At 40.6% G+C, this 15,942-nt stretch carries 17 protein-coding genes and 1 pseudogene; 10 read left to right on the plus strand and 8 right to left on the minus strand.

Annotated elements, in window-relative coordinates:
• Positions 1-109 precede the first annotated feature (109 nt).
• Both CDG76_RS06650 and CDG76_RS06655 read right to left on the minus strand, forming a co-directional pair.
• Positions 110-1,072, minus strand: coding sequence for a water stress protein WSP1 (locus CDG76_RS06650; protein ID WP_094348265.1), 963 nt, complete (start codon positions 1,070-1,072; stop codon positions 110-112).
• A gap of 978 nt (positions 1,073-2,050) precedes the next feature.
• Positions 2,051-2,413 carry a hypothetical protein gene (locus CDG76_RS06655; RefSeq protein ID WP_094348266.1) on the minus strand — a complete coding sequence of 121 codons (363 nt, stop codon included), beginning with the start codon at positions 2,411-2,413 and terminating at the stop codon, positions 2,051-2,053.
• A gap of 256 nt (positions 2,414-2,669) precedes the next feature.
• On the opposite strand from CDG76_RS06655, the gene CDG76_RS06660 reads away from it, so the two are divergent.
• Positions 2,670-3,734 (plus strand): DMT family transporter, encoded by a 1,065-nt coding sequence (locus CDG76_RS06660; protein WP_094348267.1) that lies wholly within the window; start codon positions 2,670-2,672, stop codon positions 3,732-3,734.
• On the opposite strand, the gene CDG76_RS37135 is transcribed toward CDG76_RS06660, so the two are convergent.
• Positions 3,721-3,858 carry a hypothetical protein gene (locus tag CDG76_RS37135; protein WP_190240782.1) on the minus strand — a complete coding sequence of 46 codons (138 nt, stop codon included), beginning with the start codon at positions 3,856-3,858 and terminating at the stop codon, positions 3,721-3,723. The two genes, CDG76_RS06660 and CDG76_RS37135, sit on opposite strands and share 14 nt — an antisense overlap.
• Positions 3,859-3,953: 95 nt before the next feature.
• Between CDG76_RS37135 and CDG76_RS06665 the strand changes: the two genes are divergently transcribed.
• The gene (locus CDG76_RS06665; protein WP_094348268.1) at positions 3,954-4,649 is read left to right on the plus strand and encodes a DUF2996 domain-containing protein; all 696 of its coding nucleotides are present in this window, start codon (positions 3,954-3,956) and stop codon (positions 4,647-4,649) included.
• Between the two features lie 163 nt (positions 4,650-4,812).
• Here CDG76_RS06665 and CDG76_RS06670 read toward each other — a convergent pair whose 3' ends face one another.
• Entirely contained in the window at positions 4,813-5,310 is a 498-nt protein-coding gene (locus tag CDG76_RS06670) for a TM2 domain-containing protein (RefSeq protein WP_094348269.1), read from the minus strand.
• Positions 5,311-5,810: 500 nt separating this feature from the next.
• Positions 5,811-5,963: a hypothetical protein gene (locus CDG76_RS38180; protein WP_223265163.1), complete on the minus strand. Its 153-nt coding sequence runs from the start codon at positions 5,961-5,963 to the stop codon at positions 5,811-5,813.
• A 46-nt stretch (positions 5,964-6,009) separates the two neighbouring features.
• Here CDG76_RS38180 and acsF point away from each other — a divergent pair, with 46 nt between their 5' ends.
• Positions 6,010-7,086, plus strand: a complete 1,077-nt coding sequence (gene acsF, locus CDG76_RS06675; protein ID WP_094348270.1) for a magnesium-protoporphyrin IX monomethyl ester (oxidative) cyclase — start codon at positions 6,010-6,012, stop codon at positions 7,084-7,086.
• A 185-nt stretch (positions 7,087-7,271) separates the two neighbouring features.
• Here acsF and CDG76_RS06680 read toward each other — a convergent pair whose 3' ends face one another.
• Positions 7,272-8,486: a type I restriction endonuclease gene (locus tag CDG76_RS06680; RefSeq protein WP_094348750.1), complete on the minus strand. Its 1,215-nt coding sequence runs from the start codon at positions 8,484-8,486 to the stop codon at positions 7,272-7,274.
• An 896-nt stretch (positions 8,487-9,382) separates the two neighbouring features.
• Between CDG76_RS06680 and CDG76_RS06685 the strand changes: the two genes are divergently transcribed.
• Positions 9,383-9,895, plus strand: coding sequence for a hypothetical protein (locus CDG76_RS06685; protein WP_094348271.1), 513 nt, complete (start codon positions 9,383-9,385; stop codon positions 9,893-9,895).
• 101 nt (positions 9,896-9,996) lie between these two features.
• Here the strand turns inward: CDG76_RS06685 and CDG76_RS06690 are convergent, their stop codons facing one another.
• Both CDG76_RS06690 and CDG76_RS06695 read right to left on the minus strand, forming a co-directional pair.
• Positions 9,997-10,578: a thioredoxin family protein gene (locus CDG76_RS06690; RefSeq protein WP_094348272.1), complete on the minus strand. Its 582-nt coding sequence runs from the start codon at positions 10,576-10,578 to the stop codon at positions 9,997-9,999.
• A gap of 145 nt (positions 10,579-10,723) precedes the next feature.
• Positions 10,724-10,939, minus strand: a complete 216-nt coding sequence (locus tag CDG76_RS06695; protein ID WP_094348273.1) for a chlorophyll a/b-binding protein — start codon at positions 10,937-10,939, stop codon at positions 10,724-10,726.
• A 295-nt stretch (positions 10,940-11,234) separates the two neighbouring features.
• On the opposite strand from CDG76_RS06695, the pseudogene thyX reads away from it, so the two are divergent.
• The 6 genes and pseudogenes from thyX to CDG76_RS06725 all read left to right on the plus strand — a co-directional run bounded on the left by thyX (position 11,235) and on the right by CDG76_RS06725 (position 15,928).
• Positions 11,235-11,960, plus strand: a pseudogene (gene thyX, locus CDG76_RS06700) (FAD-dependent thymidylate synthase).
• Positions 11,961-12,061: 101 nt separating this feature from the next.
• Positions 12,062-12,955 (plus strand): transposase, encoded by an 894-nt coding sequence (locus CDG76_RS06705; protein WP_094348274.1) that lies wholly within the window; start codon positions 12,062-12,064, stop codon positions 12,953-12,955.
• A 97-nt stretch (positions 12,956-13,052) separates the two neighbouring features.
• Complete coding sequence (locus CDG76_RS06710) at positions 13,053-13,469, plus strand: XisH family protein (protein WP_094348275.1); 417 nt, start codon at positions 13,053-13,055, stop codon at positions 13,467-13,469.
• On the plus strand, positions 13,457-13,792 hold the full coding sequence (locus CDG76_RS06715) for a XisI protein (RefSeq protein ID WP_094348276.1): 336 nt from the start codon (positions 13,457-13,459) through the stop codon (positions 13,790-13,792). The genes CDG76_RS06710 and CDG76_RS06715 overlap by 13 nt, the downstream gene beginning before the upstream one ends.
• A 97-nt stretch (positions 13,793-13,889) precedes the next feature.
• Positions 13,890-15,386, plus strand: a complete 1,497-nt coding sequence (locus CDG76_RS06720) for a thymidylate synthase (RefSeq protein WP_094348277.1) — start codon at positions 13,890-13,892, stop codon at positions 15,384-15,386.
• Positions 15,386-15,928, plus strand: a complete 543-nt coding sequence (locus CDG76_RS06725) for a deoxycytidylate deaminase (protein WP_094348278.1) — start codon at positions 15,386-15,388, stop codon at positions 15,926-15,928. The genes CDG76_RS06720 and CDG76_RS06725 overlap by 1 nt, the downstream gene beginning before the upstream one ends.
• The last annotated feature ends 14 nt before the right edge of the window (positions 15,929-15,942 follow it).

The following is a 15,942-nucleotide window of genomic DNA, read 5'->3' on the forward strand; positions in this document are numbered from 1 at the left end:
AAAAGTACAGGTAGTTTGGTAAATAAAACTTTTTTATCTTTAGCTCCGTTCTTCAACTCTTGTAAATACTACTTTTACAAGAGTTGAACAAAGAGTATCCTAACGACTGTTATTCATTAACAATCGTAAAGCCTTCATAATCAACGACTCCACTCACAGCATTTGGTAAATTAACGTTACCAAGCAAGGTGGCGGTTGCAAAGCCAGCACCATTAGCACCACCAGCACTACCTAAACCTAAACCTGATGCAGAAAGTTCATCTTGGTAGCCTGTGATCTCATAGACAGCGCCAGTTTCCAGCCAACCCAACAATCTTTGAGATCCGCTGTTAGTAAATGACAACCCAGAATCTGCGTTGAGATTCAAAGCTTGCCCTGAAGGAGTTCTCAAAGCGATTGGCGCAGATAGCTGACCAGTGAGCAGATCAACTTTGTAAAGCTGGTTCCCATCTCTATCATTAGTCCTAAAATCGCTAGCAAGAGCGCGAGTATTACCAGGATTGAGATTGTCGATGGCTAATCCATCGGCAAATTGAGAGTTGGTAGGTTGAGTTCCTTGTCTTTGTGCAGCAGTAGTAGCTGGGCCAAAGTTGTCTACAAGGCTAATAGTTCCAGGGGTAGCTGTAGTAATTCTATAAAGAGAGCTTCCTACTGGCCCATTTGCGGGATTCGGATTCCCTGAAATGTTGTATAGAGCACTACGATTAAAGTCAGCACCTGACTCAAATCCAAAACGACGGAGGTCGGATGGTGTACGGGTTGGTGAGGTCGTGGCTGGAGCAAAAGGCTGATCTACATTATTAATGCGAATAACGCTTGGATCAATTGGTGTTGTAGAACCAGTGACCCGTGCTTCGTTAACCGCACCTACCCTTCCGGTAATGGGGTTAGTTCCCAAACCTTCTAGATCGGCGGTAGTAGCAGTAGCTGCAAGATTGACTGTACCTACTCTTGTAGGAGTAATAGTACCTCCAGGTCCAGAAGGGATCAAAAAGCGGTAAACGTCAAGTTGCTTGCCATTACTAGCGTTGCCGTCACGATCCTCTCCAATGGTATAGCCGTAAAGAGCCATGAGAATTTTCTCCTTATTGAAACCTGTTAAACTTTTGAGAACACTCCAAATATGCAAATTGCTATCTGACTAAAAGCTTGTACGACACAAACAAAGCTAACTTTGCTAGGCTGAGATTTAAGATTAGTCTGCGTTATCTTACTTTGCTTATATAGCCGCGAAATTTGCAAAACTGAAATACTAATTACTAAACTTTTGACTGTAAATAGGCTAGGAAAACTTAACTCAAGATTGTTGTAATTACTATTTGCTCAAGTTTTGAAATTAGGATAGGTGAGAACTTGATGTCGGATGTAGAAATCTCAAAACTACATCTAGCTAAAGTTTCACACTTTTTTTTGGAACCCATTATTTCCAAATTTTATTACAATTAGCCGAGAGTTAAGCATCTTTTATTTGCCCATCAAAAGTCAAAAATTAAGGTTGTAATCTGTATTTGAAGTTATCTTAGCAAGAGTGTATTTGAATAATGTTAAGAATATTTTTCCTAATCATTAAGGTTGAATAGCATCTTGGTTAAGGTTTAGTTTTTGCTAAGTTTTTTGACTGGATTATATGCTTTTTATATTTTTTCAAAAAAGAAAAATCATTGACTACATTAATCTGGAACTGCTACTGATTACCTATGAGGTAGCATAGAATAATTGCTTTAATAGCTATTAAACAATTTTTGTTCGCAGGCGATCGCTTTTAAAAGCCTCATTGTAAAATACGTGTAACGAAAATAATTAAATAAGAGTTTAAGGGCAAAATAAAAAAAGTTTCATGTTTTAACTTTTCTATTTGACCTGATTTTTCCAGAAACTTAATAAATTTTTGAGAAGGACTAAATCAGACTTTTTCTCAAGCGCAAACGCACAGCATAAAGCCGGAGACGTTTCCGCTACTCCGGGCTTTTCTTCATATATTGCAACCTAGATGCAATCAAATAGCTCCTCTAGTTTCAGCAAAATATTAATTAGAAAGTGGATTTATTTATTACTTGACTTCACTGGGTTCAAATTTAGTTACCTTACCTTTCTTAATGGCAACAATCACATCGTAATGCGAACAGTAAGCGAATGTGACATCATTAGCTTTGTTATAAAGGTTAACTACATGACCTGCACCACCTACTTGGATACCGATTGGTTCCAAGTCACCAAAGAAGAAACGACGCAGTTGATCGCCACTACCAATTTGACCTTTACTCTTAGTAAGCAAGTCTATTTTTTGTGCTACAGACATTTCTTCGGCTGCTGATGCCTGTACTAATAACGGATTGATCGCCTTTAATGGTACGTCCCAAACTGTGAAAAAACCAACCAAGGCTACACTTGTAAGTAAGGGTGCGAGTTTCATTTGTTACTTCTCTTTTTTGTTTTATCCTGAACATCCCAAGCATCTCAGGTAGCACTGAGAACGGATTGAAACTAAGCCACTATTTTCATGAATTTATTCCTTGAGAAAATTTAGTTAATTCTCAGGATTTTCTCAGCTAATCATGGTTGCTCAAAGTCACAGGAAAATTTCAGTATTTTCTCAACAAAACCTCATTTTTAAGTGCGTGAAGGTAACTTAATATGATGAGCAATGCTTTCATTGCAGTGATGTTATTGTGACTAGACCCAAAAAACCACATCGCCAAATCCCTAGAATTTCAGGACAAACATATCTTTGGCTAGCAATGCTAATTTTTGGAGCATCTAGCGCCGTTACCAGGAAACTAACAGAAATTGGTGCTCAACACTTTATCGGTAATGCCTACGGCGGCAAGCTACGCAATCCGATTTCTTTGTGTAATGTTTTATTTGTGGGAAACCTTTGTGCCTTGATACTTCTGATCCTAATCTATGGGCGGCAGTGGAACAAAGCTAATTTGAAGCAACTCTTAAGGAAGGATTGGGTCAGTCTAACAGTAGTAGCTATTTTATCAGGAGCGTTAGCCCCTGGCTTAATTTTCCAGGCACTGGCACTCACAGGGGTGAACAATGTCATTTTGGTGGGACGCTTGGAACCGCCTCTAACTTTGGCTTTATCAGTCTGGTTATTGAGAGAACGGGTAAATATTTGGGAATTTCTTGGTGCGATCGCAGCTTTTGTTGGGGTTATCCTAACTATTATCCTTCAGCCTGCAACAGGAACCATGATGAATATGGGAGGTTTCGGTTTAGGCATAGGGGAATTTTTGGCCGCAGCCGCATCTGTGGCCATAGCCGCTTCTACGATTATTAGCAAGAAACACCTTTCGCAGATTCCTTTGGGAATCTATAGCATCTTTCGGACTGCACTTGGGACTGTAATCTTTTTCTTCATTGCTTTAGTCCTCTATGGCAGGGATCATTTCGCTGATGTTCTCTCACCATTCTTGTGGCAGTGGATGTTTCTCTATGGCGGGTTGATTGTGGTGCTAGGCCAGTCTTTTTGGGTTAAAGGCTTGAAAACTTCCACTGTATCTACAGCTTCCCTAATTAGCTCATTTGGCCCAATTGTAGGAATTATAGCAGCCTATTTAATTTTGGGTGAAGCCCCTACCCGACCTCAATATATTGGCGGTAGCTTGATTTTAGGAGGTATATTCTTGAGCCAAGTTGGCACCAGGCGTCAGACTTCTAGCGGCAAGGTAAATTCTACTCCAGCACAGCAACAGATAGAAACTGGTATGGGATTCAAAGGGATTTGAAGGATGAAAATTCTAGATCGCCAAAGATGTGATAAATCATCACAAAGACGCGATGAATCGCTGTCAAGACGAAAGACTGATTATTGTAGAGACGGCGATTTATCGCGTCTCTTACCTTAACCATTCTGTACAGCGGTAGTAATATGTCAAAATAAAAATACCCGATACATCAAGGTGAGCGATCGCTCCCAAAGCTAGATTAAAGGATTGACCTGAGCAATGGCAGACCCAACCAATCACAATCAAGCGGGAGAAGTAGCTCCCAGCACTGTTGACCAGCAAGCTCCCAGTGTGGCTGAAGAACACGCTCCTAGTACAGACTCACCCGAAGCCACAGACCTTCCTACTGCCAACGCGCCAGATCCTAAAGCCGCAAACCCCGAAGATAATCCCAATGCTGCTAAACCAGCTGCTGCATCACCCAAGCGAGAAAAACCCGTAGCCGCAGCTAAAGCCGCAACAGGAGAAAAACCCGCTGCTGACGAAGCAACAGAAGAAAAACCCGCCGCAGCTAAAGCCGCCAAAAAGGAAAAAGCCCCATCTGTTGAAGACAAGCCATTTGTAGAGTTCATTGAGCAAGACTACTTGCCAGCTTTACAAAAAGCGATCGCTCAAAAAGGTGTGCAAGATTTACAGGTGTCTTTTGCCAAGCAGAAGATGTCAATCACTGGCTTTGAATCTGCTGAAGAATGCTGGCAAATTATCGGCAGTTGGTCAGAAATTGGTAAGCGTCAGTTTAACCTGTATTTCCCCGATGAAGATATTCAAGGAAAAAAGGGATTTTCTTGTAATGAAGGCAAAAAACCTAGCACTCTTGAGTCATTCTTAATCGATGAGCGCAAAATTACCCTCGATTTGTTGGTATATGGCTTAGTTCAGCGCTTAGACGGTCAAAAGTGGTTAGGTAGAAATTAGTCATTAGACCACTTGCATAAATCAAAAATAAGAAAGAACCCCTCCCCGCTTGCGGGGAGGGGTTGGGGGTGGGGTGTTAGGGACTTTTGCAAGAGGTCTGTTAGTCATTGGTCATTGGTTATTGGTTTTTAACAAATGACTAATGACAAATGACTAATAACAATTAAAGTTCGTGGAAATGGTAGGTAACGGCTCCAGTATTGGGGTCGTTATCGATTTTCACATAACCTGATTTGTACATCTCATTGAGAGTAGCTTCCACTTCAGCAAAGCTGGCTCCTGTAAACTTCACCCCTTGAGTGACAGTTAAAATACCACCCTTGTTTTCCGCTGCTTCAATCAGTTTCATCATGAGTTGGTTGCCTGTTGGACGATGGACTTGAGAAGCAACCACTGCTTGATTGAATGGCACACCAAAGGGAGATACACCCGCTTTTAATCTCAGGTTATGTTCGTAATCGTCAACCATATTGGGGATAAAGAACAAATCCACAAACTGCCCTATACCAAACACGCCACCAGTTAACAGCCATAACAAACCAGTTCCGATCTTGCCATTGTAGAAACGCTGCAATCCTCCCACCCCCATAAATCCGACTGCACACAAGATATAAGAGACAAGAAGTCGGTCTTTCTGCTGCTGATTGTTTTCAAGATTCATCTTGTTTTCAACCTTTTGGATTTACTCTTGTTGTTTAAAATGGTTTTTTCGGACTATTTTTTATACCAAGTTCTAATAGCTAGACTTACATCTTGCACCAGTTGCTTTCTAACAATTTTCGTAATAACAATGCTGTTCTTATTTGAAGTTGTGGGCACTGTCTAATCTCCAGTTAGTGAGAAAGGTGCAAAAAACAACTAAAGTACTCAGATTTTTTCAGTAATTATGCTACTCATGGATTGTTAATTTTAAGATGCCCAACGTATTAATAGAACCCCATGAATTTATTGTAGTAACAACCAGAGAAAATTACTGAGATAGTAGTGCTTTGAGAATCAAGAGGTGAGTGCTACTCCACTTGAACGAGATAATGCTGCTTGCTGAACTATATTTATTTGACTACCAATCCGCGATTTTTGATTCCGTAAATATTGAATGATTGTTGCAACTCTTAATGTTTTGCTTACAAATTTCTCACCCGCACCTTGGTAGACTGAACTTTATACAATTGGATTATTGTGGGCTGTTACGGTTTGCCAGAGCATTTCTGGTGAGGCAGCCCAGTCTTCTCCCAAAGGGAGAGGCTCACACCAACAGGGTTTCCTCCGTGAGGAACTGCCGTTACCGTGGCGGTAGGGACGTAAGAGCGTCACCCGAAAGGTCTACTTAAGATAATAAAGACGAAAGAGAAATCAAGACATGGTAGATTCCCTCAAAAAACCAGGCTTTGAAGAAATCCGGCCAGGGATTAAAGTCCCGGCAAAAGAAACCCTGTTAACACCTCGGTTTTATACTACCGATTTTGATGAAATGGCACGGATGGATATCTCCGTCAACGAAGACGAGTTACAAGCCATTCTCGAAGAGTTCCGCACTGACTACAACCGCCACCACTTTGTTCGGGATGCCGAGTTTGAACAATCCTGGGATCATATTGACGGGGAAACTCGCAAGTTGTTCGTTGAATTTCTAGAACGTTCCTGTACAGCAGAGTTTTCCGGCTTTTTGCTGTATAAAGAACTTGGCCGTCGCTTGAAAGGAAAAAGCCCTGTTTTGGCAGAGTGTTTTAACCTGATGTCACGTGATGAAGCGCGTCACGCTGGCTTTTTGAACAAAGCTTTGTCGGACTTTAATATGTCCCTAGATTTAGGGTTTTTGACTAAGAGTCGCAGTTATACCTTCTTTAAACCGAAATTCATCTTCTACGCTACTTATCTTTCTGAGAAGATCGGTTATTGGCGCTACATCACCATTTATCGCCATTTAGAAGCACATCCCGAAGATCGGGTTTATCCAATCTTCCGGTTCTTTGAGAACTGGTGTCAGGATGAAAACCGTCACGGCGATTTCTTTGATGCGATCATGAAATCTCAGCCGCAAATGTTGAATGATTGGAAAGCACGGCTATGGAGTCGGTTCTTTTTATTATCAGTGTTTGCGACCATGTATCTCAATGACATCCAACGCAAGGACTTTTATGCCACCCTTGGATTGGATGCGCGAGAATACGATATCCATGTAATTCAGAAGACCAACGAAAACGCAGGTCGGGTATTCCCACTGATGCTGGATGTAGAAAATCCAGAGTTTTATCAGCGGTTGGATGTTTGTATAAGCAATAACGAGAAGTTGGGTGCGATCGCTAACTCCAACACTCCCAAATTCCTGCAAATCTTCCAAAAACTGCCGCTTTACATCTCCAATGGCTGGCAGTTATTGCGGCTGTACCTGATGAAACCGATTGATACTGTTTCTGCTCAAGGGGCAGTTCGTTAATTAGATAACAAGTTTGTTTGCGAAAGCTTTGGTGGTTCTGCTGGTTGCAGAGCCGCTTTTTTTGTCCTTTTTCCAAGCCAATGATTACTGATATGTCAAACAATTAGTAGTGCGATCGCTAATTTGTTAGCAGGCAAAAATCGGAGATAGTTGCTTAGGTGTAGTTTTGTAGTAAATCCCTTGAGTTAAGCTGATTTTTCCATTCTGATTACATCTGGAGTCAATATTTGATGCTTGGCTGCTTCTGCCTCGTAACATCTGAGAATCAGTGATGTCAGCTTATCTAAATCACTGACAGAAGAAATAATTACTTTTGATGCGGCATCCCCCAGAGAAGCTGTTACTTCCTGCACTTCAAAGTTTGAAGCTAGCGACTTTACTTCATCTACACTTAGTCGAGTAACAAAACTTTTTTTCTGCGAAGATAGATACAGCCGCAGAAACCACCAAGTACTTTTGCCAACAAGATTGATACCAAAGTATGAAACAGTATCTTTGTATTGGAGTTGATAATTGTAACTCGTTGAGGTTTGCGTAATTGTTTTAATTTTTTCAAAAGCTTCGATTTCTTCAGCAGTTGTTACTACTTTTGATTCTTGAGGATCTGGTTGTATATCCCCTGCTTCAATATCTATGTCTATTGGAGGTTCAACAGGCTGATCTATTACTGGAGTAAGTGAGCGAGTCATTAACTCTACTAAACTTCCCTGAATCGACTTTTTAACAATTGGTTTGAATTTATCAATAATTTTACCAGTAATTCGACCTTTAATTTCATAACTAGGAGCAACTGTACCAAGTTCAGTCACTAAAAAGCGAACAAATTCTTCAGAAGGAGAACGTAAAAGATTTCCTAGAAGTTGAGTCATGCCTTTTACATAAACCATTTCCTCAGCATGGTTAGTAATAGCTGTAACCTCAAAATTATCACGGTGAAAGAATTTGAGGTTATCAATATCTTTGGTATCATATTCCAGGATGTTAAAAGTAAAAAATGGCTCCTTGTCCATGACATTTGTTTCACGCAAGTCTGTAAAAAAACGGTATTCAATACCGTTAGTGACGATAGCTACTTTTGTTGTCGAAAGTGCATTAAAATATCTGCTCAATTGTCCATCATGTGCCTCAGCTTTTTGACCACGGGCTTTTGCTTCTACGAGCATAATTTTAGTACCGTTAATAGCTAAGGCGTAATCTACCTTTTCAAACTGCCCTGCTTTTTTGATAGCAAAATCTGCTACGTATTCCGGTATTACTTCACTAGGCTCGTAGACATCGTAGCCAAGAACACTCAAAAAAGGAACAATCAGTGCCATCTTAGTAGATTCTTCACCAACAACTTGGTCAGCCCGCTTACGCACTTGTTCAGATAGCTTGGTAATATCTTCAGTGAATGCCATCTTGATTGCTCCTGGTAGATTAGTGAGTATTGATAGGTCTTTTTTGTAAAATAGGAGTGATTGTAAGGTGACGTAGTAGATTTGAATTGAAAGTGTTAGTGCGATCGCCTTTTTTATCACTCCTATAAAAGTATTCCCAAATAAGTACCAGCCTGTAACACTCATAATTTGTTCACAGGTGCAATGGCATCGGTAATGAATAAAAATAAATCAGAATGATTTTTTATTAAGCTTCAGCCTATAGCGATTCTCAAAAAAATGCTCAAGCTATAAAGCCCACGAATTCATCCGTGGGCTTTTTAATACAAGCTAACTTGCCGTTGCTGCTTTGAAATGGAAATCTTTGCTCTTTCTTTTCTGCGAGACGCGCAATGGGCAGACCAAAATATTGCTGAGTGAATGAATTTTACTTTTTACTCAGCAATATTTTGGTGAGAAAGGTTTTCGTGAGTTTCTACGGATATAACAGAAGCCGACATTAGGATACACTGGCATTTGAATACACCGGAAGTTCATCAGCGACTTAGTTTGTCGCTTCTGGTGACTTCCTTCCTAGTATCCTATTGCTTTTGGCTGTATGAAACTTACACCAATCTACGGTAAGTCTCCCTGAAGAAGGTTTTTAGCATCTAAAACGACTGCCACTGTTTTGAGGCTATAGCCTTAGAATATTTACAAGCTTTACTTACGAATTAGCACTCTCTAGATAAAAGTACCGTTTTTGCTGTGTAAGCTGACATTCTACCTGTTTCATCCAGATTTGTGTAGCTTATTAACAAATCAACGGATTCATTAATATTAAGCCTGCTTTACTATTTAGTTTCTTAGCCCGACCTATTAGACAGCTAGAGTCTTCATTTCACTTTGTTCAATAGCTTTTAGCCCTTATCGCTCCCATGCTGACCCATCACCGCAAGCCCGTGTGCTTATCACTTATTTCCACAGACCTACCGATCTGGTCTGTTGTCGAAACTGCCGCGACATTGTATCAAAAAGATACCGATCGATTTCATTTACTGATGACTGCACCGCCTTTAATTAGCTGCGAAGTAGAGAGTGTCATAAGTCCAGAAGACACACTTCCTCAAAGCAAGAGCAAAGCTTACGCCCCTAACAGTCCCAGAATATTGTGGCTGGAGATTTCACCTTACCGAGTCATCATGACTATGCAAGGTAACGCTCAAGTGAGTTACCGTCACTTTTGGGAACAGGGTGTTTATGGCATTAGTCGCTATTGGTTGCCAACTGAGTCATTGCAACCTAACGATCCGATTCGTTTACGAAATTTTACTCGTAGCCTAACTCTCAACGGACATCCTTTGCCAGAGAATTTGCGGCTGGAATATGAATTGTGGGCAGAAAAAGTCCAATTAGGATGCTACATACTGAATTTGGAAATTAAACATTGATAGGTGTGGAGAGTGAAGAAGATAACAGGGTACAGGGTATAGATTATTTCCTGTCACCTGTCACCTGTCACCTCTCCCCTAATCTCAATTCCCAATCCCTCTTAACCAAAATAACTGGGTTGGTTTCCTGGTTTCCATTTAATATTGCAACCAACACTCGGCTTTTGCTCACTTGTAACAGGTTTACCCGCTAGCACTGCTTCAATGGCTGCGCGTAAATCTGCACCTGTTACAGGTTTACCGTTACTGGGGCGGCTATCATCTAATTGTCCCCGATAAACAAGTTGGCGTTGATCGTCAAATACAAAAAAATCTGGTGTGCAAGCTGCTGTGTAAGCCTTCGCCGTTTCCTGGCTCTCGTCATAACATAAGGTAAAATTTAACCCTTGTTCTGTGGAAAAGGCTTGTAACGACTCTGGCGCATCATCTGGGTAATTTTTTGCATCGTTAGCACTAATAGCAACGATCGCTAAATCACCTGTAAAATAATCTCTTCCTAACTGCACTAATTCGTTTTGGACGTGTTTTACAAACGGGCAATGCCGACAAATAAACATTACCAATAGTGCTTTTTTATCTGCAAATGTGGAAAGTGAAGTTGCCTTTCCAGATACTACTTCCGGTAGATTAAAATCTGGCGCTTTAGTGCCTAGTGGCAACATAGTTGAAGTAGCTAAAGCCATAGTTCACCCAATATTTTTACGCTGATAACTAACGGCTTTTGTTATCAGTATATTTTCACTCTAGCACTAAGTTTTCCATAAAATAAGAGACGGTAAATTTACCGTCTCTGACATTTTTTGAGATTTATTTTAAATAAATTAGTTTTTACAGACTTGCCAAAACACCAACAATACCGTGTCCTGTGAATACTTCTAATGCTATGAGAGAGACAAAACCAATCATTGCTAACCGACCGTTGAGCATTTCTGCATAGGGAGTGAAACCAGTGCGATCGCCTTGCTCATCTATATAAACTTTTGGCTCGATCGCAAAGTTGTTCAGTTTGCCTTGGTCATCAATGATAGCAGTACTTGTACGCATGGATTTTCCCCTGTCTTCTCTTTATGTAAATAACTGTAACAAAGTTATTAATATTTGTAAAGTATCTTAATCTAATCAAGTAGTAGTCCAAGCAAGCCAGAGAAAAGATATGATGATGAATCGAGTTCAAAGCCATGTCTAAGCAACAGGCTCCCCTCTTTGTGCGTAAGCACTTTCAATCACGGTAGTTTCTCATGGGGGAAACCCCCTTCTCTACGAGACGCTCCGCGAAGGTGTGAGCCTCTCCCTTTGGGAGAAGACCGAACTACCTCACAAATCCATTCCCCAACAGCTAATGCATCGATTTCGAGTAGAGGTTATTGCCAAAACACCAAACCCGCAGCAGGTGATTTATGCCGCTATGCACCAGGACTATACTGATGGGTTTGTGTTTGATGAGCGCGACTCCTGGCCCTCGGAGTCACAAAGCGGCGAAGTTATTGTTAAGCGGCTTTTAGCGGGTGAGAGGGGACACTATGGGCCTTTAGAGCATCCCCAGATTGTTTTCAACTGTGGCTACTTTCCCCACAGTGTGATGCAGCAGGCGCGGACTCATCGCGTTTCTGTATCATTTGATGTGCAATCTTTTAGGTACACAGGCAACCAATTTATTGATGTAGTAGAAGGCAAGAAAGACATAGAAGATATTTTTTACCTACGTCCCGTTGGTTATTACACTGATAGACAAGGCAAAAAGTATCACTATTCACCAGAGCAACGAACAGCAGATTTGGAGTGGTGTTTAGAAGCAGCTAAACGATGATATAAAGCTGATTTTGAGAGTGGAATGTCTGAAGAACACGCTAGAGGCAAAGTCCCTTTTGATTATCGCCAGCATTTTGTAGTTAGTTTTAATTTAAGGTCTTTCTTGCATTTTTGTGACCTGAGAAATAAGAAAGATGCTCAACTGGAAATTCAAAAGTTATGTGAAATGATGTGGCCTCATTTTGAAGATTGGGCACCTGCGATCGCACAATGGTATGAAAAGCAGCGTCTTGGTAAAGCAAGGTTAGCACCTTAGATAATGGCTGAAAGTTGACAGAATTTGCGGTAGGATAAGGCGAAGCGATTATCCTCGGATTTATTGGGTTTGATTTAGGGCGATCGCATCTATTTTTTTTGATGAACAAAGCTGCCGATATTAGCACTAAAAAATTAATCAGCCTTGCACCAAATAATTGGGCAAAATGGGTGACAGGAATTCCTGACATTGTTACAGGCGAAATCTTAAATACAGAATTCCAATGGATTAGCCGACAAAGCGATGTTGTAATTCAGGCTGAAAGTCCCCAATACGGTAAGTTTCTCATCCTCAATGAGTTACAATTACGCCACACATCAGAAATGCCGCGTCGGATGCGTGCTTATGCTGCTCTTGCGGAAGAGAAATATAAACTACAAACTTACCCTGTACTGATTAACATTCTCAAAATCAGTAACAGCGAAATACCTACAAGCTTTGCATCAAATTTTATCGGGTTAAGGGCAATTCAAGATTACCGCGTAATCAACCTTTGGGAAGTTGACGTAAATATTGCTTTTGAGACGCCGTTACCGTCGCTGCTTCCCTTTGTACCAATTCTCAAAGGCGGAGAAAACGAGTCTACAATTAGGGAAGCATTGCGAATGCTGCGTGCTGACGAGCAATTAAATCAACTTGAGACAGTTCTGGCATTTTTTGCAACCTTTGTATTAGAAAGTACTTTAGTTCAGGAAATCATGAGGTGGGATATGACAGTCTTAAGAGAGTCACCTTGGTATCAAGAAATTTTACGTGAGGGACAAGCAGAAGGAGAAGCACGAGGAGAAGCACGAGGAGAAGCACGAGGAGAAGCACGAGGAGAAGTACGTGGAATAATCTCTAGCATCGAAACAAGTTTAGAGGCTAAATTTGGCAGCGATGGTTTGGAGTTGATGTCGCAAATTTCACAAATTTCTGACTTAGAGCAATTGAAAGAGATTTTACGCAGGATTGTTGTAGCAAATACAATTCAAGAGTTACAGAATGTTTTGTAGGATAAAGCGATCGCTCCAACTCCTGCCTGAGAGCTAGAATTATGATGAAAGTTTAGACTATAAAATTTTCGAGTTATTACACTTAAAATTTTAATGAATGTCTGCAAGAGATATTTTCCATAATTTAGTTAGATTGGCTTTGCAAAAAGATGGCTGGACAATTACACACGATCCACTGTCTATTGATTTAGCAGATGGACAATTGCAAATTGATCTGGGTGCAGAACGGTTAATTGCTGCTCAAAAGCAAGATGAAAGAATTGCTGTAGAAATCAAGAGTTTTGTTGCTCCTTCTGCGATTTCCGAGTTTCATACAGCTTTAGGACAATGTTTAAATTATCGAGTAGCACTAAAACTAAAAGAACCAGAGCGAGTTCTCTATTTAGCTGTTCCGCTAGCAAGTTATGAAGATTTTTTCTCACGGCAATTGCCACAACTGAGTATTCATGAATATCAATTGAAACTGCTAGTATTTGACCCGGAAAATGAGGTAATTGTACAATGGATAAACTAGCGGAGTATAGAGAAATCATCCAGCAAGTTTTGGAAAATCATGCTCAGGTTAAACCTGCCTATGGTGAAATCGAACGGCAAACTATTTTTGATGTACAACAAGATCATTATCAAGTTGTGAATACGGGTTGGGAAAATCGTCGTCGGGTTTATGGCTGTTTAATTCATCTAGATATTCGAGATTGTAAGATTTGGATTCAGTATGATGGGACTGAGATTGGCGTGGCTAATGAATTAATAGAATATGGTATTCCTAAGCAAGATATAGTACTGGCTTATCAGCCTCCTTATATGCGAAAGCTGACAGAATTTGCAGTGGGATAAAGCAAGCGATCGCAATCTGATTTATGGAACTGGATTCAGAGCGATTTAGATTTAGTGATACGATAGAAGATCGTTAATTTTTTAATTTTAGCCAATCATGACAGCAACGGGTAAGGCAACCCAATTCGAGTACAAAGCACTGTACAAGCCCAACCAGCTTATTTATGGTCTAGGTCAGACGGCAGTGATTACAGGATGGACAGTAAAGCAGGCGATCGCTAAACACTTGCAACCGCCAGAGTATGCTGTAATTGGGCAACTATACTCGCCCACAAGGGGGATAAACTTACTGATTCGCAATTTGCTGTTTAATCCCCACGTCCGCTTTTTGGTTGTTCTCAATGCCACAAGGGAAGATAATAACGCAGGTGCGTGTCAGTGCTTGCTGGACTTTTTCCGTAATGGCTTTGAAGAAGGTGTTTGTGATACTGGATTGCGTTGCTGGGTAATTCGCTCCCCTATCCCTGGATATATTGATCTTGAGGTGAAAGCTAGCGCTTTAGAACACCTGCGGGAGTCAATCAAGTATCAGGAAACCAAATCCATCTCGGAAACCGTTAGTCTAGTTAAGTCATATGTCCAACAGAAAGCTCTTGCTGCATGGGGTTTGCCCTTAAATTTTCCCATGCCTACTGTTGAACCAACTATCTTACCTGGGCCGAGATACGGTCACAGAATTGAGGGTAAAACTATAGCTGAAACTTGGGTAAAAATCATTCATCGGATTAAGACAACAGGAACAATTAGACCAACTGGCTATGATGGGCAATGGCAAGAATTAATTGATTTAATGGCAATTGTTACTGAAGAACCTACTGAATTTTATTTTCCTGAGCCGAATTATTTACCAATTGACCGTCCTTTTCTTGAAGAATATATTTCGCAGATTTTAGATGATGCACCTTCTAGGGAAGGGTTGAAATATACATATGGTCAACGTTTACGTTCCTGGTTTGGACGCGATCAAATTGACCAGGTGATTCAGAAGTTAATTGGAGAAATTGATGCTGCTAGTGCAGTGATGAACTTATGGGATGTAAAAGACCATGAAAAAGGCGGTAGCCCTTGCCTAAATCATATTTGGCTGAGAGTGGTTGATAATGAATTATCACTAACTGCAACTCTTAGAAGTAATGATATGTTTGCTGCATGGCCTGCAAATGCTATGGGATTGAGAGCTTTACAACGATATATTAGGGATAAAATTTCTAAGAGTTCTGAGTATAATTTGAAAATGGGTCCACTGATTACTATCAGTCAGTCTGCTCATATTTATGATGATACTTGGAGCAATGCAGAACAACTGATCAAACAACAATACGCAACTATTTGTAGAAAAATAGATTACCATGATCCTGCGGGAAATTTTTTAGTCGAGATTGCAGAAAACGAGATAGTTGTCACACAAACAACTCCCGGTAGTGGTGAGGTTGTAGGTTGTTATTCTGGTAAAGATGCTTTGAAATTAATTAGAGAAATTTGCACTGCTTCGCCTTCAATACGTGGAGATCATGCTGGATATTTGGGAATGGAATTACAGAGAGCATCTGAGTGTTTGAAAACAGGGGCTAAATACATTCAGGATAGTAAATAATGATTTACGATGAGCAAAGACCAACATGGGATGAATACTTTTTGATGTTGGCTAAACTTGCAGCAACTCGCTCAACGTGTTTAGCTTTTCCCGTGGGTGCTGTGATTGTGAAAAACAAGCAGGTCGTAGCAACAGGTTACAATGGCTCACCATCGGGTTCGGCACATTGTACGGCTCAGGGCTACTGTTATCCAGGATTGAGTAGCTGTGATGCTAGTAAAACTTTACCATCAAGGGCTGTACATGCGGAAGCAAATGCGATCGCGCAAGCTGCAAAGCATGGTACTTCTACATATAGTGCAAGTATTTACGTCACCCTAGAACCTTGTCTGTCTTGTTTAAAGTTAATTATCTCCGCAGGTATTAAGGAAGTGTTTTATGAAACTTCTTTCAATAGCGGCGATAAAGTTTTGGTGAGAGATTCCTTTGTGAATGAAGGTCTAGTTACCCTCAAACAAGTTAAGCTTTCTGAAGCTACAGCAAAAAGAGCAGCCTCGTTCCTGCTATCTTCTACATCTGTTGTCAATTTTGACATTGTATAAAATCCATAAACTCA

The organism is Nostoc sp. 'Peltigera membranacea cyanobiont' 210A (assembly GCF_002246015.1).
Classification (GTDB): Bacteria; Cyanobacteriota; Cyanobacteriia; order Cyanobacteriales; family Nostocaceae; genus Nostoc.

Bases quoted from the DNA above. Each gene is read 5' to 3' on its own strand.
- CDG76_RS06710 (WP_094348275.1), top strand. From the start codon at position 13,053: ATGTCTGCAAGAGATATTTTCCATAATTTAGTTAGATTGGCTTTGCAA.
- CDG76_RS06665 (WP_094348268.1), top strand. From the start codon at position 3,954: ATGGCAGACCCAACCAATCACAATCAAGCGGGAGAAGTAGCTCCCAGC.
- CDG76_RS06650 (WP_094348265.1), bottom strand. From the start codon at position 1,072: ATGGCTCTTTACGGCTATACCATTGGAGAGGATCGTGACGGCAACGCT.
- CDG76_RS06680 (WP_094348750.1), bottom strand. From the start codon at position 8,486: ATGGCATTCACTGAAGATATTACCAAGCTATCTGAACAAGTGCGTAAG.
- CDG76_RS06725 (WP_094348278.1), top strand. From the start codon at position 15,386: ATGATTTACGATGAGCAAAGACCAACATGGGATGAATACTTTTTGATG.
- CDG76_RS06715 (WP_094348276.1), top strand. From the start codon at position 13,457: ATGGATAAACTAGCGGAGTATAGAGAAATCATCCAGCAAGTTTTGGAA.
- CDG76_RS06655 (WP_094348266.1), bottom strand. From the start codon at position 2,413: ATGAAACTCGCACCCTTACTTACAAGTGTAGCCTTGGTTGGTTTTTTC.
- CDG76_RS06705 (WP_094348274.1), top strand. From the start codon at position 12,062: ATGAACAAAGCTGCCGATATTAGCACTAAAAAATTAATCAGCCTTGCA.
- CDG76_RS06685 (WP_094348271.1), top strand. From the start codon at position 9,383: ATGCTGACCCATCACCGCAAGCCCGTGTGCTTATCACTTATTTCCACA.
- CDG76_RS06695 (WP_094348273.1), bottom strand. From the start codon at position 10,939: ATGCGTACAAGTACTGCTATCATTGATGACCAAGGCAAACTGAACAAC.
- CDG76_RS06720 (WP_094348277.1), top strand. From the start codon at position 13,890: ATGACAGCAACGGGTAAGGCAACCCAATTCGAGTACAAAGCACTGTAC.
- CDG76_RS37135 (WP_190240782.1), bottom strand. From the start codon at position 3,858: ATGGTTAAGGTAAGAGACGCGATAAATCGCCGTCTCTACAATAATCAG.
- acsF (WP_094348270.1), top strand. From the start codon at position 6,010: ATGGTAGATTCCCTCAAAAAACCAGGCTTTGAAGAAATCCGGCCAGGG.
- CDG76_RS06670 (WP_094348269.1), bottom strand. From the start codon at position 5,310: ATGAATCTTGAAAACAATCAGCAGCAGAAAGACCGACTTCTTGTCTCT.
- CDG76_RS06690 (WP_094348272.1), bottom strand. From the start codon at position 10,578: ATGGCTTTAGCTACTTCAACTATGTTGCCACTAGGCACTAAAGCGCCA.